18 protein-coding genes are annotated in these 22,262 nt (G+C 48.3%); 1 reads left to right on the top strand and 17 read right to left on the bottom strand.

What is annotated here, in order from left to right; genetic code table 11:
* From prfA to ACKA06_RS12990, 10 genes are all read right to left on the bottom strand, one after another.
* The gene (gene prfA / locus ACKA06_RS13035) at positions 1–1,074 is read right to left on the bottom strand and encodes a peptide chain release factor 1 (protein WP_032086939.1); all 1,074 of its coding nucleotides are present in this window, start codon (positions 1,072–1,074) and stop codon (positions 1–3) included.
* A 461-nt stretch (positions 1,075–1,535) separates the two neighbouring features.
* On the bottom strand, positions 1,536–2,000 hold the full coding sequence (locus tag ACKA06_RS13030) for a hypothetical protein (protein WP_411159849.1): 465 nt from the start codon (positions 1,998–2,000) through the stop codon (positions 1,536–1,538).
* Positions 2,001–2,203: 203 nt separating this feature from the next.
* The gene (locus tag ACKA06_RS13025; RefSeq protein ID WP_058299447.1) at positions 2,204–2,815 is read right to left on the bottom strand and encodes a thymidine kinase; all 612 of its coding nucleotides are present in this window, start codon (positions 2,813–2,815) and stop codon (positions 2,204–2,206) included.
* Between the two features lie 557 nt (positions 2,816–3,372).
* Positions 3,373–3,585: a 50S ribosomal protein L31 gene (gene rpmE / locus ACKA06_RS13020; RefSeq protein WP_071620406.1), complete on the bottom strand. Its 213-nt coding sequence runs from the start codon at positions 3,583–3,585 to the stop codon at positions 3,373–3,375.
* Between the two features lie 211 nt (positions 3,586–3,796).
* Positions 3,797–5,059 carry a transcription termination factor Rho gene (gene rho, locus ACKA06_RS13015; RefSeq protein WP_058299449.1) on the bottom strand — a complete coding sequence of 421 codons (1,263 nt, stop codon included), beginning with the start codon at positions 5,057–5,059 and terminating at the stop codon, positions 3,797–3,799.
* Between the two features lie 703 nt (positions 5,060–5,762).
* The gene (gene glpX, locus ACKA06_RS13010; RefSeq protein ID WP_032086943.1) at positions 5,763–6,725 is read right to left on the bottom strand and encodes a class II fructose-bisphosphatase; all 963 of its coding nucleotides are present in this window, start codon (positions 6,723–6,725) and stop codon (positions 5,763–5,765) included.
* Between the two features lie 216 nt (positions 6,726–6,941).
* Positions 6,942–8,225, bottom strand: a complete 1,284-nt coding sequence (locus ACKA06_RS13005) for a UDP-N-acetylglucosamine 1-carboxyvinyltransferase (RefSeq protein ID WP_032086944.1) — start codon at positions 8,223–8,225, stop codon at positions 6,942–6,944.
* A 176-nt stretch (positions 8,226–8,401) separates the two neighbouring features.
* Positions 8,402–9,043, bottom strand: a complete 642-nt coding sequence (gene fsa / locus ACKA06_RS13000) for a fructose-6-phosphate aldolase (RefSeq protein ID WP_032086945.1) — start codon at positions 9,041–9,043, stop codon at positions 8,402–8,404.
* A gap of 178 nt (positions 9,044–9,221) precedes the next feature.
* Positions 9,222–10,079: a class IIb fructose-bisphosphate aldolase FdaB gene (fdaB, locus tag ACKA06_RS12995; RefSeq protein WP_032086946.1), complete on the bottom strand. Its 858-nt coding sequence runs from the start codon at positions 10,077–10,079 to the stop codon at positions 9,222–9,224.
* 179 nt (positions 10,080–10,258) lie between these two features.
* Complete coding sequence (locus tag ACKA06_RS12990; RefSeq protein ID WP_032086947.1) at positions 10,259–10,621, bottom strand: response regulator; 363 nt, start codon at positions 10,619–10,621, stop codon at positions 10,259–10,261.
* Positions 10,622–10,969: 348 nt separating this feature from the next.
* Between ACKA06_RS12990 and ACKA06_RS12985 the strand changes: the two genes are divergently transcribed.
* A complete protein-coding gene (locus tag ACKA06_RS12985; protein ID WP_411159848.1) occupies positions 10,970–11,491 on the top strand; it encodes a DUF2529 domain-containing protein in 522 nt (173 codons plus the stop codon).
* A gap of 479 nt (positions 11,492–11,970) precedes the next feature.
* Here ACKA06_RS12985 and ACKA06_RS12980 read toward each other — a convergent pair whose 3' ends face one another.
* The 7 genes from ACKA06_RS12980 to ACKA06_RS12950 all read right to left on the bottom strand — a co-directional run bounded on the left by ACKA06_RS12980 (position 11,971) and on the right by ACKA06_RS12950 (position 22,018).
* The gene (locus ACKA06_RS12980; RefSeq protein WP_411159847.1) at positions 11,971–13,575 is read right to left on the bottom strand and encodes a CTP synthase; all 1,605 of its coding nucleotides are present in this window, start codon (positions 13,573–13,575) and stop codon (positions 11,971–11,973) included.
* Positions 13,576–13,958: 383 nt separating this feature from the next.
* The gene (gene rpoE / locus ACKA06_RS12975; RefSeq protein ID WP_411159846.1) at positions 13,959–14,534 is read right to left on the bottom strand and encodes a DNA-directed RNA polymerase subunit delta; all 576 of its coding nucleotides are present in this window, start codon (positions 14,532–14,534) and stop codon (positions 13,959–13,961) included.
* Positions 14,535–14,695: 161 nt separating this feature from the next.
* Positions 14,696–14,890, bottom strand: coding sequence for a hypothetical protein (locus ACKA06_RS12970; RefSeq protein WP_032086951.1), 195 nt, complete (start codon positions 14,888–14,890; stop codon positions 14,696–14,698).
* Positions 14,891–15,340: 450 nt separating this feature from the next.
* On the bottom strand, positions 15,341–18,607 hold the full coding sequence (gene icmF, locus ACKA06_RS12965; protein WP_197669727.1) for a fused isobutyryl-CoA mutase/GTPase IcmF: 3,267 nt from the start codon (positions 18,605–18,607) through the stop codon (positions 15,341–15,343).
* Positions 18,604–19,257, bottom strand: coding sequence for a TetR/AcrR family transcriptional regulator (locus tag ACKA06_RS12960; RefSeq protein ID WP_032086953.1), 654 nt, complete (start codon positions 19,255–19,257; stop codon positions 18,604–18,606). The genes icmF and ACKA06_RS12960 overlap by 4 nt, the downstream gene beginning before the upstream one ends.
* 124 nt (positions 19,258–19,381) lie before the next feature.
* Positions 19,382–20,521, bottom strand: a complete 1,140-nt coding sequence (locus ACKA06_RS12955) for an acyl-CoA dehydrogenase (protein ID WP_032086954.1) — start codon at positions 20,519–20,521, stop codon at positions 19,382–19,384.
* A gap of 360 nt (positions 20,522–20,881) precedes the next feature.
* Entirely contained in the window at positions 20,882–22,018 is a 1,137-nt protein-coding gene (locus ACKA06_RS12950) for an acyl-CoA dehydrogenase (protein ID WP_214872340.1), read from the bottom strand.
* Between the last annotated feature and the right edge of the window lie 244 nt (positions 22,019–22,262).

Raw genomic sequence — 22,262 nt, 5'->3', positions numbered from 1 at the left:
TTATACTTCTTCCATTCTTTCAAGGAGCTTGGACTGATCTTCGATGATCAGTGCATCGATGACTTCATCCATTTTTCCTTCAAGGATCTGGTCAAGCTTCTGGATCGTCAGGCCGATGCGGTGATCGGTCACGCGGTTTTGCGGGAAGTTGTACGTACGGATACGCTCGGAACGGTCACCCGTCCCTACGGCAGATTTACGATTTGCATCGTATTCAGCCTGAACTTCACGTTGGAATTTATCATATACGCGGGCACGCAAAACTTTCATCGCTTTCTCTTTGTTCTTTATCTGGGATTTTTCATCCTGACAGGAAACCACAACGCCGGTCGGCATGTGAGTCAGACGTACAGCGGACATGGTCGTATTAACCGACTGTCCTCCTGGTCCGCTTGACGCAAACGTATCGACACGGATATCTTTTTCGTGGATATCGACTTCCACTTCTTCCGCTTCCGGAAGACATGCAACCGTTGCCGTTGACGTATGGATACGCCCGCCGGACTCTGTTTCAGGAACACGCTGCACGCGGTGTGCGCCGTTTTCGTATTTCATTTTTGAATAAGCGCCGTTACCTGTAATCATGAAGATGATCTCTTTATAACCGCCGACACCCGTGGATGTCGCTTCCATCACTTCGATCTTCCAGCCCTGGGACTCGGCATAGCGGCTGTACATGCGGTACAGGTCGCCTGCAAATAGTGCTGCTTCGTCTCCACCGGCTGCACCGCGGACCTCCATGATCACGTTCTTGTCGTCATTAGGGTCTTTCGGGATCAATAATATTTTCAAACGCTCTTCCAGTGCATGAATCTGCTCTTCAAGCTCGGATACTTCTTCTTTAACCATTTCACGCATGTCAGCATCCATCTTTTCATCCAGCATCGCTTTTGCGTCTTTGAACTGCTGGCTGATGTCTTTATATTCGCGGTATGCTTCCACCGTCGCCTGGATATCTGACTGCTCTTTTGAATATTCTCTTAGCTTCTTTGGGTCATTCACAATTTCAGGATCACTTAGTAGTTCATTTAACTTATCATAGCGATCTTCCACTGCTTGTAAACGATCGTACACAGCTATTCACCTCAATTTTAATCCATAACAGTCTAATTATATTATATGGGGTGGGTAAAAACAAGAAGGTTGAGGATTGCAGGCCGTTTGCTTTATGTAAAATTATTTCCGGGAAATGAAGCAGGAACATTTTATACCGCAGTTGATTTCCGTGGAAGACTTCGCTTTCCGCGGGCGAGCGTGAAGCCTCCTCGTCTCTGCGCTCCTGCGGGGTCTCCCCAGCTTCGCTTTTCCCGCAGGAGTCTTCGTCTTCCACTACAATCAACTGCTGGAATCAACTAATAACTGAGCAAGCATTCCGCTCCTAATTTTACGATGAAAATTAGATTAGATCTATAATCATAAAAACTGAACTGAATTGCATTAAACCACCTGCTAATTTTCTACATTTGAGTTCCACTGCTCTTTCAACCACAAAAAGGCAAGCAGAATCCATCTTCCACTCGCCTTGATATGATTGTTTATCTTTCGGTAATTTTGACATTTACGTCGTACCGGGGAATTGCTTTTTGAAGTTTTTTCTTTAGTTTTGCTTCTTCCTGCGCCGTATGTTCGGAGCTCATGTCTTTTTTCGTATGGGCGGTGACCCACATTTGTTCGCCGTTGATCCAGACTTCATCAGGCTTGAAAGATGAGTATTCCCTTACGACTTCCCTTGCTTTATCTTCATATAGGCCCATTGTCGTCGATGTATTCTTCGGATTATTCGTCAGGTTCGGCAGGTTTGGGTTTTGATTCATCCTCTTACCTTTGTCCACGTTTTGCGGATTGTCCTGATTGTCCATTTTAGGCTTGCGGTTGTCGATGAATTTCGCACCGCCGTTATCGTTGTGAGCACCATACTCGGACTCCTGATTCACGCCGCAAGCAGTGGCGATGATAAAGATCACCGTGAACAGCAGGGCAAGCATCATTCTTTTCATCATGCAAAAACACCTCCTGTAGTTACTTTTTCCTTCAGGAAGGTGCTTATACAAGGTGAAATTTGGCTGATGCACACCCATACCAATGCCCGTCCCTCACCACTGCACTGCGTTAAACAACAGCGGGACGGGCCTTACTTAGTCCCTTAAATATGAAAAACCGCCATCCCAAATGGATAGCGGCTTCACTATAATCAAATACTATATTATAATTCCTTCACCATATCAGGTGTTACGCTGAGGCCCTTTGGGACCTCATGATGATGGCGGCATCTTGGTTCGTAGGCTTCGGATGCGCCGACAAGGATGATTGGATCGTCGTAGCCTGCCGGTTCGCCGTTGATCAGGCGCTGGGTCCTGCTCGCCGGGGAGCCGCAGACGGCACAAACGGCCTGGAGCTTGGTCACTTGTTCCGCGATGGACATGAGCGCCGGCATCGGGCCGAATGGCTCGCCGCGGAAATCCTGATCGAGTCCCGCAATGATCACACGGTATCCGCTGTTCGCAAGCTTTTGTACGACGTCGACTATGCCCTCGTCAAAAAATTGGACTTCGTCTATCGCGATGACGTCCACCTTTGGATTCAGATCCTCAAGGATGACTGCCGATCCCTCGACTGCCTTTGCAATGACCGAGGTACCATTGTGGGATACGACCGATTCATCGCTGTAGCGATTATCTAATTTTGGCTTATACACAGCAATTTCCTGCTTTGCGAATTGAGTGCGTCTTACTCGGCGGATCAGTTCTTCTGACTTGCCAGAGAACATGCTGCCGCAGATGACTTCCACCCAACCGGTTTGCTTCATGACATACACGAAAGCGCCTCTCCTTTCTAACCCCTCATTTTAAAAATCCTGCTAACACCGCTTTTGATTTCCGTGCAAGACTTCGCTTTCCGCGGGTAGCCCGTGAGCCTCCTCGGCAAGCCTGCGGGGTCTCACATAAGCTACTCTTCCCGCAGGAGTCTGCGTCTTGCACTCCAATCAACCGCTGGATCCAAATCATATAGATCGGCAAGTTTAGGCAGTAGTATCTTATTTAAAAAGCGGTTCCTCAACGTCCATTTTCTCAATTTTCAGTAAACATAACCCCTGAATTCTGACAAAAAAGCACATCTGCCGCTGATTGTCTATTAGTATAAAGCATTCCTTTATGTACGGAAAAAATGCTCTTTGAATGTGAATTTGACAGAAAAAAAGAGGCTCAGCTCTTATAAAAAAACCGCCTCGATTGTGTCTTTACGTAATAAAAAACAGGCAAGCAGAATGTCCTTGCCTGTTTTTATGCAGTGAAGAGAAGACTGCGGGAGCCTTTCCCGCCTATATGCCGGGCATATAAACGGAATTGGCGTCCCTCATCTTCTGGTTCTTCATTATTGTTGTTTTTGTTTAAGACCGTATTTTTTGTTGAAACGGTCAACACGTCCACCAGCGTCAGCGAATTTCTGACGGCCTGTGTAGAATGGATGGCATTCAGAACATACCTCAACGCGCATTTCTTCTGCTACAGAACCAGTTTCAAATTCGTTACCGCATGCACAACTAACTTTGATTGTGTTGTACTTAGGATGAATTCCTGATTTCATTACTTTCATCTCCTTCCGCCCTGAATCATCTGAAACAGAGTAATTTATTACGAAGATATATGCGATATGAGCATAAGCATGGTAGTAATAGCCAGCCCCTTACCGCATCCATTTTTAAAAACACATTGATTATATTATAACAAGGACATGCCGTTTTTGCAACCTAATAAATTGGAAAACGCCAGGCTTTAAAATCGTCCCGAACAATAGATTAACGCTTCTTGGCTTCTTCTGTCAACACTTCGAAAAACTCGTGATTCGTCTTCGACTGCTTCAGCTTGCGCATAAGTTTTTCTGCGAAATCAGGCTGATCGGACATCGCCTTTCTGATCGCCCACAATTTATCCAGATGCTCCTGCGGGATAAGAAGTTCTTCTTTACGCGTACCTGAGCGGCGGATGTCGATGGCCGGGAAGATACGGCGTTCGGCAAGCGAACGGTCAAGGTGAAGTTCCATGTTACCCGTCCCCTTGAATTCTTCATAGATGACGTCATCCATACGTGAACCGGTGTCAACCAGTGCCGTAGCAAGTACCGTCAAGCTTCCGCCTTCCTCGATATTACGAGCCGCACCGAAGAATCGCTTCGGACGGTGGAATGCAGCCGGGTCGATACCGCCGGACAATGTACGTCCGCTTGGCGGGATGACAAGATTGTATGCACGCGCCAGACGGGTGATGCTGTCCATCAGGATGACGACGTCACGCTTGTGCTCCACAAGGCGCATCGCACGTTCTAGGACAAGCTCTGCCACTTTGATGTGGTTTTCAGGAACTTCGTCAAATGTAGAAGAAACGACTTCCGCATCCACTGAACGTTCGATGTCGGTCACTTCTTCAGGACGTTCATCAATCAGGAGGATGATCAATTCCGCTTCAGGATTATTCGTCGTGATCGAATTCGCAATCTCTTTTAAAAGCATCGTCTTACCGGCTTTAGGCGGTGCCACGATCAGACCGCGCTGGCCGAAACCGACGGGTGCCATGAGATCCATGATCCGCGTTGAAATCCTGTTCGGTGTTGTTTCCAATGTGATTTGACGGTCAGGATATAAAGGCGTCAGGGCAGGGAAGTGAACGCGTTCCTTCGCTGCTTCAGGCTCTTCGCCGTTGACCATTTCCACATGCAGAAGTCCGAAGTAACGTTCGTTTTCTTTCGGAGGGCGTACCTTACCGGATACTTTGTCCCCGTTACGAAGGTCGAAGCGGCGGATCTGCGACGCAGAGATATAGATATCCTCAGAGCTTGGGGAATAATTGATTGGGCGCAGGAATCCGAATCCTTCAGATTGGATGATTTCAAGGACACCTTCCATGAAGAAGAAGCCTTCCTGCTCCGCTCTTACTTTCAGGATCGCGAAGATCAATTCTTTTTTTGTTAATTTACTATAATAAGAAACTTTGTATCGTTTAGCCAGCTCATAAAGCTCTTTCAGCTTCATGTTCTCTAAGCTGGAGATTGTTAACTCTTCCATTATGACACCACGCTTTATTAGTTTGATTGCTGCTTTGATTAAGTGAATTGAGTTTAGGGGATTTGCATGTTGCTTTGTTTACCCTTCGTGAGGACAAAACAATCTATGTAAAATGACCCTGTAAATAAAATGAAGAAATATAGTTGAAGCATTTAAAAGAGAATGCTGAAGAAAAAACCTTATCTATTTTAACCATACTTACTGAAAAAGCGCAAGGTACCCTTTTCATCTGTTGATAACTGTTCATGACTTTTTGCTTTTTCGGTGAATTGTTTTGTGTTTGAGAAAATATTGAAGGCAGCGTCACCTTTGAAGGGTAGGTGTGGGTGATAAGATGGTGAGGAGGAAGGCTGAACCTTCCCCTCTATCTTTTTGAAGATTTCTCTTTTATTTTTGTATGGTGCTGTAATGCCGCTAATGATTTCCGTGGAAGACTTCGCTTTCCGCGGGTAGCCCGTGAGCCTCTACAAACTTTGAGAGGAAGCTGTCCAGCTGCAGGGCTTAGAGGCACATGTCATAAGCCAAACCGACCAAGAAGGCAAAGAACGCCTTCGTGGCCGATTCGACTTATGCCACACGCCTCTGAGCAAAGCCCCTCCACTTTTCGGATAGGAGTCTGCGTCTTCCACTCCAATCAACCGCTGGAAAGTATCATTCAAAGTTACGCTCAGAATGCAGCACTTCCCCACCAAAACTTACTACTTTATCTAATAACCAAGTTCGGCTTTTTCTGAAGGCTGTGGCGGCCGTCGATGAAGCGGACGGTTCCGGATTTGGCACGCATGACGATGGAGTGTGTGAGTCCGTGTGTGCCTTTCAGCTGAACGCCTCTCAGGAGTTCGCCGTCGGTTACGCCGGTTGCGGCGAAGATGGCGTCGTCTCCGCAAACGAGGTCCTCCATGCGCAGTACTTTGTCTACATCAAGCCCCATGCTGATGCAGCGCTGAAGCTCGGCATCGTTCTGAGGGAGAAGTTTCCCTTGGATCTCCCCGCCAAGGCACTTAAGGGCCACTGCGGCAAGGACACCTTCAGGGGCACCGCCGGATCCGAATAAGATATCGACTCCCGTGTGGTCGAATGCTGTGTTCATCGCACCGGCAACATCTCCGTCATTGATCAGCTTGATGCGGGCACCCGCTTCCCGGAGCTGCTGGATGATGTGCTCGTGGCGCTCACGGTTCAGCACCGTAGCCACGACGTCTTCAATATCCTTGTTCTTCGCCTTGGCCACTGCTTTCAGGTTATCGATCACGGAAGCATTGATGTCGATTTTGCCGACAGCTTCCGGTCCAACCGCAATTTTATCCATATACATATCCGGTGCGTTCAACAGGTTCCCGTGATCGGCAACCGCGAGGACCGCGAGCGCGTTCCAGCCGCCGGATGCAACGATATTCGTCCCTTCAAGGGGATCCACCGCCACGTCGACGCGCGGGCCGTAGCCCGTGCCGAGCTTTTCGCCGATATAGAGCATCGGTGCCTCGTCCATTTCCCCTTCACCGATCACGACAGTCCCTTTCATCGGTACAGTATCGAAAACGTCTCTCATGGCAGAAGTAGCGGCATCATCCGCTTCATCCTTCTTGCCGCGGCCCATCCATCTCGCTGATGCAAGCGCCGCTCCTTCCGTTACACGAACCAGTTCCATTGATAAACTTCTTTCCATGTATACAGCCTCCCGAATTCCCTTTAGTGTGAGTCCCTTCCACTGCCAATCTCATGCGTGCCCGCAGCGTATGGAAAGGAACATTATCTACAATAAATTTAAATTGTATAACATATTAACAGATTTATTGTAACACATTAATCGGTTCAGAAAGACATTTTTTCAAAAAAAGCGGTTCCAATCCTTCTCAATGCTGAGAATTATTTCAAATCATGATTATGATTTTAATTGTTCCAGTTCTTCCGCCGTCATTTTTTCACGCCAGATTGTCGCACCGAGTCCTTCAAGCTTCTCGACCAAATCGCTGTATCCGCGGTCGATGTGCTCAAGGCCGGTGACTTCGGTGACTCCCTCTGCCATCAGGCCGGCGATCACAAGGGCCGCTCCTGCACGGAGGTCGCTTGCTTTCACTTTCGCTCCCTGAAGCTGGACAGGCCCGTTGATGATGGCTGAACGCCCTTCCACTTTAATCGTGGCATTCATGCGTCTCAGTTCATCGATATGCTTGAAACGCGCGGAATAAATCGTATCGGTCACGACAGCAGAGCCTTCCGCTCGATTCAACAGCGCCGTGAACGGCTGCTGAAGATCGGTCGGGAAGCCTGGATAAACCAGTGTTTTGATATCGACGGATTTTAGCTTGTCCGCTTTTCCGATAAAGATCTGGTCATCATTCGCTTCCACAGGGACGCCCATTTCGCGGAGCTTTGCAATCACTGATTCCATATGTAACGGAATGACATTGTCGATCAGGACGCCTTTACCTGCAGCCGCCGCAAGGATCATAAACGTACCCGCTTCGATTCGGTCGGGGATGATCGTGTGCCTGCAGCCGTGAAGTTCGTCGACTCCATCGATGCGGATCACGTCCGTTCCGGCTCCTTTGATCTTCGCTCCCATATTGCTGAGAAGTGTCGCAACATCAATGATTTCAGGCTCTTTCGCCGCATTCTCGATGATCGTACGTCCTTTGGCACGGACGGCGGCAAGCATGATGTTGATGGTAGCGCCTACACTGACGACATCAAGATAAATACGCGCGCCCTTCAGTTCATCGGCACGAAGATAGATCGCACCCTGTTCATTCGTCACTTCGGCACCAAGTGCTTCGAATCCTTTGATATGCTGATCAATCGGACGAGGGCCGAGATGACAACCGCCAGGAAGGCCGATGACGGCTTTCTTGAAGCGGCCGAGCATCGCACCCATCAGATAGTAGGATGCGCGGAGCTTTTTCACTTTTCCGCTAGGAAGCGGCATGGATACCATTGTGCTTGGGTCCACACTCATTTCTCCATCTTCGAAACTGACCGTTCCGCCGATTTCTTCAAGCAAATCCTGCAGTGTACGGACGTCTGATATATCAGGCAGTCCTTCGATCGTTACCGGCGAGTCGGCAAGGATCGTTGCCGGGATCAATGCGACTGCGCTATTTTTTGCACCACTGACTTTAATGGTACCTTCAAGTGGATATCCACCTGCAATCTTAAGCTTTTCCATTTTTATCTCCCTTCCACTGTCCCGGTGGCTGGTTCAAACCAGCAACCGGACAAAAAGGATTATTTTTCCATATGAAGACGATCTAAGAAGTGTTATTGTCTACTAGTTTATACATATTTCGTCAAAACATGTATAGGATTTTCGATATTATTCTCACTGGTCCATTTGACCTGTGTTTATCGGTTATTCCAATCATTTAGGAATGCTTCGATCCCTTTATCCGTAAGGGGATGATTGAATAACTGCTTCAATACTTTAAGAGGGACGGTCGCAATATGCGCGCCTCTCAGTGCAGCTTCGGTGATATGCTGCGGGTGGCGTGTCGATGCGGCGATGATTTCCGTTTCAAGACCGTGGATCGCGAAGATTTCAGCGATCTTTGAAACGAGCTCAAGACCGTCATGTCCGATGTCATCCAGTCTTCCAAGGAAAGGTGACACATAAGTCGCACCGGCACGTGCTGCAAGCAGCGCCTGATTCGCACTGAAGATCAGCGTGACATTGGTTTTGATCCCTTCTTTTGAAAAAGTGGATGCAGCAGTCAAGCCGTCCGGAGTCATCGGAAGCTTGATTGTGATATTCGGAGCGATTTTAGCAAGCTCGCGCCCTTCTTTGATCATGCCTTCCGCGTCTGTCGCGATGACTTCTGCACTGACCGATCCCGGAACGAGCTCCGTGATTTCCTTCAGGCGGTCTTCGAATGTGACGCCTTTTTCTTTTGCCACAAGTGAAGGATTTGTCGTCACTCCTGACACGATTCCCCATTCATAGGCTTCTCTGATTTCGTCCATGTTTGCTGTATCGATGAAAAATTTCAAGTCTCCTACCCCTTTTCGACAAAATTTTCAATCTTTTTATAATGAACGGAGAGGACTGACCCAAAAAGGCAATACCTTCCCTGGTGCCAGTCCTCTCCAACTGCTTCATTCTTTTTCTACCACGCCTGAAAAGATCTAATCTGTTTCCAGTCACTTTCCAGACATTACCTCTATCCGCTTACGCTTGGTTAGAAGAACCGAATTCACGCATTTTACCGATAACAGTCGCTTTGATTGCTTCACGTGCAGGACCCATGTATTTACGTGGATCGTATACTTCAGAATCTGCAGCAAGTACTTCGCGTACTTTTTTAGCAGAAGCGATTTGGTTTTCAGTATTTACGTTGATTTTAGCTGTTCCGTAAGAAATCGCTTTTTGGATATCTTTTGTCGGGATACCAGTACCGCCGTGAAGTACTAGTGGTACTCCTGTAGCAGCTCCGATTTCTTCCATTTCTTTGAATCCAAGGTTTGGTTCGCCTTTGTAAGGACCGTGTACTGAACCAAGTGCAGGAGCAAGTGTGTCGATTCCAGTGCGTTCAACCAATTCCTGGCACTCTTTAGGGTCAGCATAGATTACGCCGTCAGCAACAACGTCATCTTCCTGTCCGCCGACAGTACCAAGCTCGGCTTCAACAGAAACACCTTTAGAGTGAGCATATTCAACCACTTTTGAAGTGATTTCGATGTTCTCTTCAAAAGGACCGTGAGAAGCGTCAATCATGACTGATGTGAAACCAGCATCGATTGCTTCTTTACATTTATCATAGCTTGAACCGTGGTCAAGGTGGATCGCAACAGGTACTGTGATGTTCAAGTCTTCCATAAGACCTTCCACCATTTTTACAACTGTTTTGAAACCGCTCATGTAACGGGCTGCACCTTCAGAGACACCAAGGATGACAGGTGATTTCTCTTCTTCAGCAGCTTGAAGGATTGCTTGAGTGAACTCAAGGTTGTTCAAGTTGAATTGACCAACAGCATAGCTGTTTTCTTTTGCTTGGATAAGCATGTCTTTCATTGAAACTAAAGGCATTGATTTTCCTCCTTTTATTCAGTCAGTGCGCCATTTTGGTAAGGATAATGGAAAGTGTGTTCACACTGATTAACATTGTTAACAATTTCACTTGTATCATACCAAAACATAAATGATTTTACCAACTGATGAGGCCAATTGTAAAAAATACTACTATTTTCACTATTCTAAATTCTGGGTCAAACCGGAATGTACTGCCTTACTGCCTGTCTGATGTCATCGATATCGAACGGCTTCGCGAAATGCGTCAACGCACCCAGATCCTTCGCTTCCTGGATCATATCCAGCTCCCCGTAGGCGGTCATGATGATGACGCGGATATCCTGGTTCTTCTTCTTCATGCGCTTCAGGATTTCGATTCCGTCCATGCCGGGAATCTTCATATCCAGAAGGACAAGATCAGGGGAATGCTTATCAGCGATTTCAAGTGCCTGAACGCCATTCGCCGCCTGGAAGGTTTGATAGCCTTCCTTTTGCAGGACTTCGTTTAATAGAATTCGAATACCGAACTGATCATCTACAATAAGAATCTTTTCATTCATATGGCTTATCCCCTTTTTAATTAGAATCTGATTTTTGCTTAAGAACATAAAAACCAACCGATTTTGACGGTCTGTTGCCTTGTTTCCCTGTCATACTCCTCTTTGATTCCCGTGCAAGCCTCCGCTTTACGCAGGGCGCTTGCAAGGAAATCAACCGATGCAGCACTTCAAATCAGGTTTACATTTACTTTAACGTATCTACTCATTTCCCACTTCTAGTACTTCTCTTTTTCCGGTGAAAATTCCTGCTTATCCTCCATTATTTTACTTGCGTCCATTTTCCTTTATAATAAGCGATACAGCAAAGATTGTCGAAGGCTAATGTTCGACAAATGGAGGAGTGGAAAGATGATCAAAATGTTCACGACCCAGTTATCGGGTCTGTTTAAACGTATATCTGAAAAGCAGGAGTTTGAAATCGAGGATGCGGCGAGGCTTTTAGCTCAGGCGGCTGTCGGGGAAGGTTCGATTTATATCAAGGCATTCGGTGAGATGGAAGCGGTGACGGTAGAAGCACTCTATGGTGCTGAACGCCTCCCTTCTGTTAAAAAATATGAGGAGTCGACCATGCTGACGGATGCGGACCGTGTCCTTGTAGTGACCCGTTTGTCATCGGATGAGGAAGCGGTTCGATTTGCGCGCGGTCTGGAGGATGAGGGAGTGCCGTTCGTGGGAATATCTGGTCTTGTCGCGGAGGATGAAGGACTTGCCGGACTTGCCGACCTTCACCTCGATACCAAAGTGATTAAAGGGATGCTTCCAGGCGAGGAAATCGGCGAGCGGGTGTGCATGCCGACGAGCATGGCCGCGCTCTATATTTATTTTGCGCTGGGGTTTGTGATCCGGGAGATGCTTGAGGAATATGAATAATAGTTGAAAGCCAATAGTTGAAAGCCCGTCCCGCGATGCTTTAACGCATTGAAGGACGGGCTTCTTTTAGTTCAAGATTTCAGTTTTAGCTCGAAATCCGGTTATTTGTGCTCGAACACAGTCCCTTTGTGCTCGGAATCCGGTTATTTGCGCTCGAAAACTCCCTCATTATGCTCGAACTGTCAAATTCCCCACACGGTGATAGGAGGAATACCGGCAGTCCTATAGCTGGTAAAAGGGTTCACTCATTTTTTATGGGCGAATTAAACATTTATATGGGCGATATAATCATCTTAAGGGCGAAATCTCGATTTTAAGGGCGCAATATTAAATATAAGGGCGAACTACTGATTTAACGACAATATTCGACACACCCTCCTCAACAAACCTTTACACTCATGTATAGCTCCCCTCGCCGTATTCACCAACACACAAAAAAACCGCCCCCCAAACCAGGAGAGCGGCCCTAAATCTAAATATTACTTCTCACCAAACGCAAGACTTGCTTCAACAAAGTCGCGGAACAGCGGCTGCGGACGTGTCGGGCGTGATGTGAATTCCGGGTGGAATTGGGATGCCACGAACCATGGGTGATCTTCGAGTTCGATGATCTCCACAAGGCGTCCGTCAGGGCTTGTACCGGAGAAGATGAAGCCTGCATCTTCCATTTGCTCACGGTAGTGATTGTTGAATTCGAAGCGGTGACGGTGACGCTCGTATACCACTTCGCCGTCATACGCTTCGTATGCTTTTGAACCTTTCGTCAGTTTACATGGATATAAACCGAGGCGAAGGGTTCCGCCAAGATCTTCGATGTCCTTTTGTTCAGGAAGCAGATCGATGACCGGGTACGGCGTGTCAGGATTCAATTCAGCGGAGTGAGCACCGTCAAGTCCAAGCACGTTGCGTGCATATTCAACGGATGCAAGCTGCATGCCGAGGCAGATTCCAAGGAAAGGCACCTTGTTTTCACGCGCATATTGAGTCGCCGCGATTTTACCTTCGACTCCGCGGTCACCGAAGCCGCCAGGCACAAGGATCCCGTCAACGTCGCCAAGTTTTTCGGCAACATTCTCTGCATCTACCAGTTCTGAGTTCAGCCACTTCACTTCGATGTCGCTGTCGAATTGATAGCCGGCATGACGAAGGGCTTCCACCACTGAGATGTACGCATCCTGAAGCTCGACATATTTTCCGACGAGGGCGATCTTCGTTTTGCGGGACAGGTTCGTCACGCGGGAAACGAGTTCGTTCCACTCGGTCATATCGGCTTCACGGCAGTTCAATTTCAGGTGCTGGCAAGTGATCTCATCAAGCTTTTGATCCTGAAGGGACAGCGGAATCGAGTAAAGAGTGTCCGCATCCATTGCTTCGATGACGGCATTTTTATCGATATCGCAGAACAGCGCGATTTTATCTTTCATATCCTGCGTCATCGGCATTTCTGTACGTACGACGATGACATTCGGCTGAATCCCGAGGCTGCGAAGCTCTTTGACACTGTGCTGGGTCGGCTTTGTTTTCATTTCGCCGGCAGCTTTGATGTAAGGCACCAATGTACAGTGGATGTACATCACATTGTCGCGGCCTACATCACTTTTGATCTGACGGATCGCTTCAAGGAATGGAAGAGATTCGATGTCCCCTACCGTTCCGCCGATTTCTGTGATGACAACATCCGAATTTGTTTCACGGCCAGCGCGGTAGACGCGTTCCTTGATTTCATTTGTGATATGCGGGATGACCTGGACCGTTCCGCCAAGATAGTCTCCGCGGCGCTCTTTTTTCAAAACCGTGGAATAGATTTTTCCAGTCGTCACGGAGCTGTATTTTGTCAGGTTGATGTCGACGAAACGCTCATAATGGCCTAAGTCAAGATCCGTTTCCGCACCGTCATCCGTCACGAATACTTCACCGTGCTGATACGGGCTCATCGTTCCCGGGTCCACGTTGATGTACGGATCGAATTTCTGGATTGTCACCGAAACCCCGCGGTTTTTTAATAGTCTTCCAAGGGACGCTGCTGTGATCCCTTTTCCAAGTGACGACACAACGCCGCCTGTTACGAATATATACTTAGTCATGTATATGTCCCCCTTTTAATATGATTTGGTTCAAAAAAAGTAGAGGGTGTCTCCTATGTATCCTTGTCATGAAGTTATCTTGTTCAAAGAAGGAGAAGTCCATTCCTTCTAAAAAACTTCATGGCCAAAAATCTGCTAAAAGACAGCCTCTTATTTCTAAATGAATGTGAGTTGTAGGGGGAAGAGAAGTCCCGGCCGGACTGCATCCCGTGCAGGTTCCGGCCCGTAAAAAATAAAAACGCCCCACTCGCCGAATGGCAAGGGGAGCGTTTGAATACTCTATCCGTCCTTTTTTAAGGAGCCCAAATAAAATACTACATTCCTCAAAGAAAGAAGTCAAGCATAGAATAGGGTGGGTTAAATCTTCCTAATTCACTGAAAAATTAAAGATTTTCGTCCTCTTCTTCATCATCCGTTTCTTCTTCTTCGTCGTCTTCATCATCTAGTTCGTCGAACTTATCGATTTCCAACTCTTCTTCATCGTCATCGACATCCAGATCTTCATCGATGTCCTCATCATCGTCATCTTCCGTCAGATCTTCATCATCTTCCGTGTCATCAAGATCGTCATAATCCAGATCTTCATCGAGATCCTCATCATCAAGATCATCGAACTCGTCAAGATCAAGGTCTTCTTCGACTTTCTTCTTCGCCTTTTTCTTTTTGGTAGATTTCATCGTAGGGGCGGTTTCCTCTTCAATTTGATCTACCGGATACCATTCGCGGAGCCCCCAGCGGTTTTCGCCGAGCGCAATGAAACGGCCGTCGATGTTAAGGTCAGTATAAAATTGAACCATGCGGCTTTTAACCTCTGATTCAGAGATTTCAAGTAAACTCTTAATTTCGTTCAGGACTTCCTGGAACGTCACAGCCTGCTTCTTGTCCGTCATGATTTCGTGTGCCAATTCAATAAAAGATGTTTGGCGCAATTCTTCCTTCGATAACTGTTTTAGACTCACGTTACGCACTTCCTTTCTCTATTTCACACTCTGCTTGGAGAGCCGTTAAAGCATTCGATAAAAAATGGCACAATCCTGCCATTATCATTTTAAGCATATTACCCATTATAAACAATTGAAGAGACTTTATGCTATCTTTATCTGGCATTTCTATCAATTTTTTATTTTTGTGAATTCAGAAGGCTGCTTTCCTCTTCCCTTTCCCGCTTCACATCATATCTGATCACCTTGTATGCTTCATAGAAAAAGTAGAAGGAGAGCAGAAGGAACGGGATGGCCCCGAGCCGAAAGTGGTAAAGAAGGGCAGCAGCGTAGATACCGGCCGCAATGAGCATATAGCGTATAAATGTCCTCACAATTTCACATCCAGTATAAGTCGTCTAAAAGTCTAATTATCCAATACCCATTATATAGCAAAACGATGCGTTCTACTATTACGATACGGTAAAGAATTGTCACTTTTCTGTATATTCAGTGTGGACAGTTTTATTCCGATTTAAACAACGCAATTGGTTTCCGTGGAAGACTTCGCTTTCCGCCGGCAGACGGTGAGCCTCCTCGTCGCTGCGCTCCTGCGGGGTCTCACCAGTCTTGCTATTCCCGCAGGAGTCTCCGTCTTCCACTCCAACCAACTGCTGATAACGGTTAACCATTTTAAGTGATGTCATAAATCAGACTTAGTAATGCTTTATGTATATATGGAGATGACTCTGCTCCCTAATGCTTTACGCTTTACTGGCCGGGTCTTGGTTAATAAGTGAAGAAAAGACTGCCGTCCAAAACGACAGCAGTCTTCTCTTTTTCTATTACATATTCCGGCGGTATTGGCCTCCGACTTCGTACAGGGCTCTTGTGATCTGCCCGAGGCTTGCGATTTTGACGGTTTCCATCAGTTCTTCGAAGATGTTGCCTCCGTCTACTGCCGCTTTTTTCAGGCGCTGAAGTGCTTCATCGATATCACTTTCGTTTCTCGCCTGGAAGTCGCGCAGGTTCTTGATTTGTGTTTCTTTTTCTTCCTTCGTCGCACGTGCCAGTTCCATGCTGTCCATCTGTTCCTCTGATGGAGGATTCGGGTTCAGATACGTGTTCACGCCGACAATCGGAAGTTCGCCGTTATGTTTCTTCATTTCATAGTACATTGATTCTTCCTGGATCTTGCCGCGCTGATACTGGGTTTCCATGGAACCGAGCACACCGCCGCGGTCATTCAGGCGGTCAAACTCAGTGAGCACCATTTCTTCAACGAGATCCGTCAATTCTTCCACGATGAAAGACCCTTGAAGCGGATTTTCATTTTTAGAAAGACCGTGTTCTTTCGTGATGATCATCTGGATCGCCATCGCACGGCGGACGGATTCTTCGGTCGGCGTCGTGATCGCTTCATCATAGGCATTCGTGTGAAGCGAATTACAGTTATCCTGCAGTGCCATCAATGCCTGAAGCGTCGTACGGATATCGTTGAAATCGATCTCCTGCGCATGCAGCGAGCGGCCGGACGTCTGGATGTGGTACTTCAGCTTCTGGCTGCGCTCATCCGCACCGTACTTATCCCTCATGACCGTCGACCAGATTCGGCGGGCCACGCGGCCGATCACCGTATACTCCGGATCCAGTCCGTTCGAGAAGAAGAATGAAAGGTTAGGCGCGAACTTATTGATATCCATTCCGCGGCTTAAATAGTACTCGACGTATGTGAAGCCGTTGGCGAGCGTGAACGCAAGCTGCGAAATCGGATTGGCTCCCGCTTCCGCGATGTGGTAGCCGGAAATCGAGACAGAATAGTAGTTTCTCACTTTATGATCGATGAAGTACTGCTGGATATCACCCATCATGCGAAGCGCGAACTCAGTCGAGAAGATGCATGTGTTCTGGCCCTGATCTTCTTTTAAAATATCGGCCTGAACCGTTCCGCGGACAACCTGGAGCGTCTGTTCCTTCACTTCTACATACTCTTCGACTGTCAGCACGCGGCCAAGCTCTTCTTCCTTGGCGCGGATCTGCTGGTCGATCGCCGTGTTCATGTACATCGCAAGGATGATCGGTGCCGGACCGTTGATCGTCATCGACACGGATGTTGAAGGCGCACATAGATCGAAGCCTGCATACAGCTTCTTCATGTCATCAAGCGTACAGATGCTGACGCCGCTCTCGCCGACTTTTCCGTAGATGTCCGGACGGTAATCAGGATCTTCACCATACAATGTAACAGAGTCGAACGCCGTACTCAGGCGCTTCGCATCATCGTCCTTCGACAGGTAATGGAAACGGCGGTTCGTACGTTCCGGAGTCCCTTCGCCTGCGAACTGGCGCTTCGGATCTTCCCCTTTTCGTTTAAAAGGAAACACGCCGGCCGTATACGGGAATGAACCCGGTACGTTTTCCCTGTAGACCCATTTCAGGATCTCCCCGTAATCCTTGTACTTAGGCAGGGCCACTTTAGGAATATTCAGCCCCGACAAGCTCTTTGAAGTAAGCTCGGTGACGATTTCCTTGTCGCGGATTTTCGTGACGAACTGGTCCTTGCTGTACGTATCCTTGAGATTTTCCCATTTAGCCAAAATATCCTTGGATTCAGCTGTCAGCTTGTTTTCCACTTCTTCTTTCAACGTGTTGAGTGAAGTAAGGACTTCATCGTTCTGCTCTCTTTCACGAAGTGCTTCCATCGCACCTTCGAGCTGGAACAGGCGGCGCGCAAGATTCACTTGCTCTTCCGCTTTTTTATGATAATTGCGGACGGTCTCCGCGATTTCTCTTAAATAATAGCGTCGGTTGTTCGGAATGATCACATTCTGTTTTTCAACATCGGCGTTTTTAGAAAAACTTGTCTTCCAATCAAGCTTCATCTTTTCATTCACTGTTTCCACAATTGCCGCGAACAGCGCATTCGTACCCGGATCGTTGAACTGGCTCGCGATTGTGCCGTATACAGGCATCTCATCAAGGTCCTTGTCAAACAGCATATGGCTGCGCTGATACTGCTTCTGGACCTGGCGGCGTGCGTCCTCCGATCCTTTGCGTTCGAATTTGTTGATGACGATCAGGTCGGCAAAATCGATCATATCGATTTTTTCAAGCTGTGATGGCGCACCGAATTCACTCGTCATGACATACATGGACATGTCGCAGATTTCAGCGATTTCCGCATCACCCTGCCCGATTCCGCTCGTCTCGACGACAACGAGATCGTAGCCTGCTGCTTTGACGACATTGATTGCATCCTTGATCGCCAGTGAAAGCTCCGTCTTCGAACCGCGCGTGGCAAGACTGCGCATGTAAACGCGCGGATTGAAGATCGCGTTCATGCGGATACGGTCGCCAAGAAGCGCTCCGCCCGTCTTTTGTTTCGTCGGATCAATCGACAGTACCGCGATCTTTTTCTCAGGAAGCTCGTTGATGAAGCGGCGGATCAGTTCGTCGGTAAGTGAACTTTTCCCCGCTCCTCCTGTTCCTGTGATCCCAAGTACCGGCACTTTTTTCGCCAGTGTCTTGATTTCTGAGAAAACTGTCTGCGCAGTCGCCGCCACTTCTTCATTCGCCCCGACCTGATACTCAGCGAGTGAGATCAGCTTCGAAACAGCATTCACGTCGCCACTCGAAAGCTTTTCAACTTCAGAGTTGACGCTGTCTTTGATCGTCGGGAAGTCGCATTCCTCGATCATCTGGTTGATCATCCCCTGCAGACCGTGCTGACGGCCGTCTTCCGGCGAGAAGATGCGGGCGATCCCGTATTCATGAAGCTCCTTGATTTCGCGCGGGATGATGACCCCGCCGCCCCCGCCGTAAATGCGGATATGGGAAGCTCCTCTTTCGTTCAGCAGATCATACATGTATTTAAAATATTCGACGTGTCCGCCCTGATAGGAGGAAATCGCAATCCCCTGTACGTCCTCCTGGATCGCAGCGTTCACAACTTCTTCCACGGAGCGGTTATGACCTAAGTGAATGACCTCTGAACCGCTCGCCTGGATAATCCGTCTCATTATGTTGATCGATGCATCATGTCCGTCGAAAAGGCTCGACGCCGTCACGAATCGGACATGGTGCTTTGGTTTGTATACTTCAACCGTGCTCATACTACTCCCCCTGTTCTCCTTTGTTTTTCAAAACCCGTGATTCCTGAAAAAAGCAGTTCGACCTGCAGATCGATGTATTCCTGGAGCGAATACCTCTTCTGAAGCGCCCAGCGGCGGAATCCCCACATCTGCCCCTGGACGAATACATTCTGCGCAAGCATGTGGATCTGGTGCTCATCAAGTTCGAGCTCCCCCGTCTCGACACAGCGCACGATCAGCTTCTCGACCATCGCGACCATTTCAAGCTCTTTCCGGAGGACGTAAGGCAAAGCGTCCTTCGAAAGCGACTTTGCCTCCTGATACATGACGAGGACCTCGTCCTGCATCCTGTCCATCACCTGAAAATAATGGGCGATGCCGACCTTCAAGCCGTCAACCGTCCCCTCATCCGTATCCAGCTCCTCAAGCTCCAGCCGAACCTGTTCATAAATGCTGTCACAGACCAGATACAATACATCTTCCTTTGTCCGTATATATTCATAAAGCGTGCCGATGCTGAACCCGGCGGCCTTGGCAATCTCCCTTGTCGTGGTGCGGTGAAACCCCTTCTGTTTAAAAAGAGAGACGGCTCCCCGGATCATCTGATCGCGCCTTTTCTCCACCAAACGTTCATCTTTGACAGAAGCATGCACTTCCCTTTTGTTCTCCACTTCTACCGACCGCCTTTATTTCATTCTCCCATTGTCCCTGTTATTCTCCGCCTGCTTCATCCCCCAACGAGTCAGGCAGATCTATATATGGTAAACATACCCCTTTAAACCTTTTACCGCTTTCTTACTTCGTGACCATCCTTGAAATGACAAGGCGCTGGATTTCCTGCGTTCCTTCATAGATCTGAGTAATCTTCGCGTCACGCATATAGCGCTCGACAGGATAATCCTTCGTGTAGCCGTAACCGCCGAAGATCTGGACCGCTTCCGTCGTCACCTTCATCGCCGTATCCCCGGCCATCAGTTTCGACATCGCCGATTCTTTCCCGTATGGAAGTCCTTCAGACTCAAGCCAAGCAGCCTGATAGGTTAATAGACGGGAAGCTTCAATGGATGTCGCCATGTCTGCAATTTTAAAAGAAATGCCCTGGTTCGCAGCGATCGGCTTCCCGAACTGCTCACGTTCTTTCGCATAGTCGACGGACGCATCAAGCGCACCCTGAGCGATCCCGACAGCCTGTGCAGCAATCCCGTTACGTCCGCCGTCAAGCGTCATCATTGCAATCTTAAAGCCTTCCCCTTCTTTGCCGAGAAGGTTTTCCTTCGGCACCTTGCACTCTTCGAACACGATTTCAGTCGTTGGAGATGAACGGATGCCGAGCTTTTTCTCTTTTTTACCGACAGAGAATCCTTCGAAGTCCTTCTCCACGATGAACGCACTCGTTCCGCGCTGGCGCGACGATGGATCCGTCAATGCAAATACGATGTACGTATCGGCGATTCCGCCGTTTGTGATGAAAATTTTAGATCCGTTTAAAACGTAGTGATCTCCTTCAAGGCGCGCAGTCGTCTTCATGCCGCCTGCATCGGAACCCGAACCCGGCTCAGTCAGGCCGTACGCACCGATTTTCTCACCCTGTGCCATCGGACGGAGATACTTCTGCTTCTGCTCTTCCGTACCGAATTTGTATACCGGCCAGCCTGCCAGTGAAGTGTGGGCGGATAACGTTACACCCGTAGAAGCACACACTCTTGAAAGCTCCTCGACTGCGATACAGTAAGCAAGGTAGTCGCTTCCGATCCCGCCGTACTCTTCCGGCCAAGGAATACCGGTCAAGCCGAGCTCCGCCATTTTCTTGAAGATATCCATATCGAAGCGTTCTTCCTCGTCGCGTTCCGCGGCAGTAGGAGCAACCTCGTTGCGCGCAAAATCGCGCACCATCTTGCGAATCATTTCATGTTCTTCAGATAATGTAAATTTCATGATTTTTTCTCCCATCTTTGTTGGAATCTATTTTGATAGTTATTTAAAAATGTGGTTTTCAATCAGGCACAGTTTAATCACCGCTGTTGATTTCCGTGGAAGACTTCGCTTTCCGCGGGCGGCCCCTTAATTCTTCAAGAAGGTCACTGTCTAGCTGCAGGGCTTAGAGGCACATGTCATAAGCCAAACCGACCAAGAAGGCAAAGAACGCCTTCGTGGCCGATTCGTCTTATGCCACACGCCTCTGAGCAAAGCCCTTCCGCTTTTCTCATAGGAGTCTTCGTCTTGCACTCCAACCAACGCTGGAACTGCCCAATTCACAAGCTCAAGCTTCATCCATTCAATTTCCTTTAAAACCTCTTAAACCAATAAGTTCTTCCCGATAACCATTCTCTGAATCTCGCTGGTGCCTTCGTAGATTTCGGTCACTTTTGCATCGCGGAATAGTCTCTCTACTGGATATTCCTTCGTGTAGCCGTAGCCTCCGTATACCTGGATGGCTTCGATTGTGACGTCGACGGCTGTTTTTGAGGCGAAAAGTTTGGCCATGGAGGCTTCTTTTCCGCAGGAGATGCCCTGCCCGCGGAGGTCAGCCGCTCTGTAGACCAAAAGTTTCGCACCTTCGACTGCGGTTGCCATGTCGGCGAGCTTGAACCCGATACCCTGCTGGGCGGCGATTGGTTTGCCGAACTGGACGCGTTCTTTTGCATAAGCCGTTGCGTAATCGAGTGCACCTTCAGCGATCCCCAGGGCCTGTGCGGCGATTCCGATGCGGCCGACATCCAGGTTCGCCATCGCGATCTTGAAGCCTTCCCCTTCCTCGCCAAGGAGGTTTTCAACAGGCACTTTCATATCTTCAAATGTCAGCTGTACAGTTCTTGAACCGTGCAGCCCCATTTTGTGTTCGTCTTTACCGATGATCAGGCCAGGTGTACCTTTTTCAACGATGAACGCCGATACCCCGCGGCTTCCCTTCGTCTGATCGGTCACGGCGAACACGATATATGTATCCGCCTCGCCCCCGTTCGTGATGAAAACCTTCGAACCGTTCAGTACATAGTGATCGCCGCGTTTTTCCGCTTTAGATTTCAAGCTCTTCGCGTCCGACCCTGCACTCGGTTCCGTCAGACAGAAAGCCCCTAAATACTCACCCGAAGCAAGCTTCGGAAGGTACTTCTGTTTCTGTTCCTCGTTTCCAAAGTAGAGGATCGGGTTCGTCCCGACCGATGTATGCACCGACAGGATCACCCCGATGGTGGCGCTTACTTTTGACAGCTCGTGGATCGCGATGATGTAGGATGTGAAATCCATCTCGGAGCCGCCGTATTTTTCTGGGATCGTGATCCCCATCAGACCGAGCTCTGCCATTTTATTTAAAATCTCCCGTGGAAAATGCCCCTCTTCCATTTTCTCAACGAAAGGCTGTATCTCTGTTTCTGCAAAATCGCGCACCATCTTGCGCATCATCTGCTGTTCTTCCGTGAATCGTAAATTCATGATTGTCCCCTCCCGGATGTTCGCATGCACTACAAGGATCTTTCTCATGGCCCTTTCAACAAGGCCGTTGATTTCCGCTGCAGGCATTTGCTTTCCGCGGGGAGGAAGTCGAGCCTCCTCGGCGTCCCGCCTGCGGGGTCTCGACTTTTCCTCTTTATCCCGTCGGAGTCAAATGCCTTCCGCTTCAATCAACTTAGTGGTAATATCATCAATCGGCTTTAACGAAATCCTTATGCGACATCCA

This window comes from Rossellomorea oryzaecorticis (genome assembly GCF_045897515.1).
Taxonomy (GTDB): Bacteria; Bacillota; Bacilli; order Bacillales; family Bacillaceae_B; genus Rossellomorea; species Rossellomorea enclensis.
Note: the sequence above shows the minus strand (reverse complement) of the source record. Positions and strands in the feature narration are given on the sequence as shown.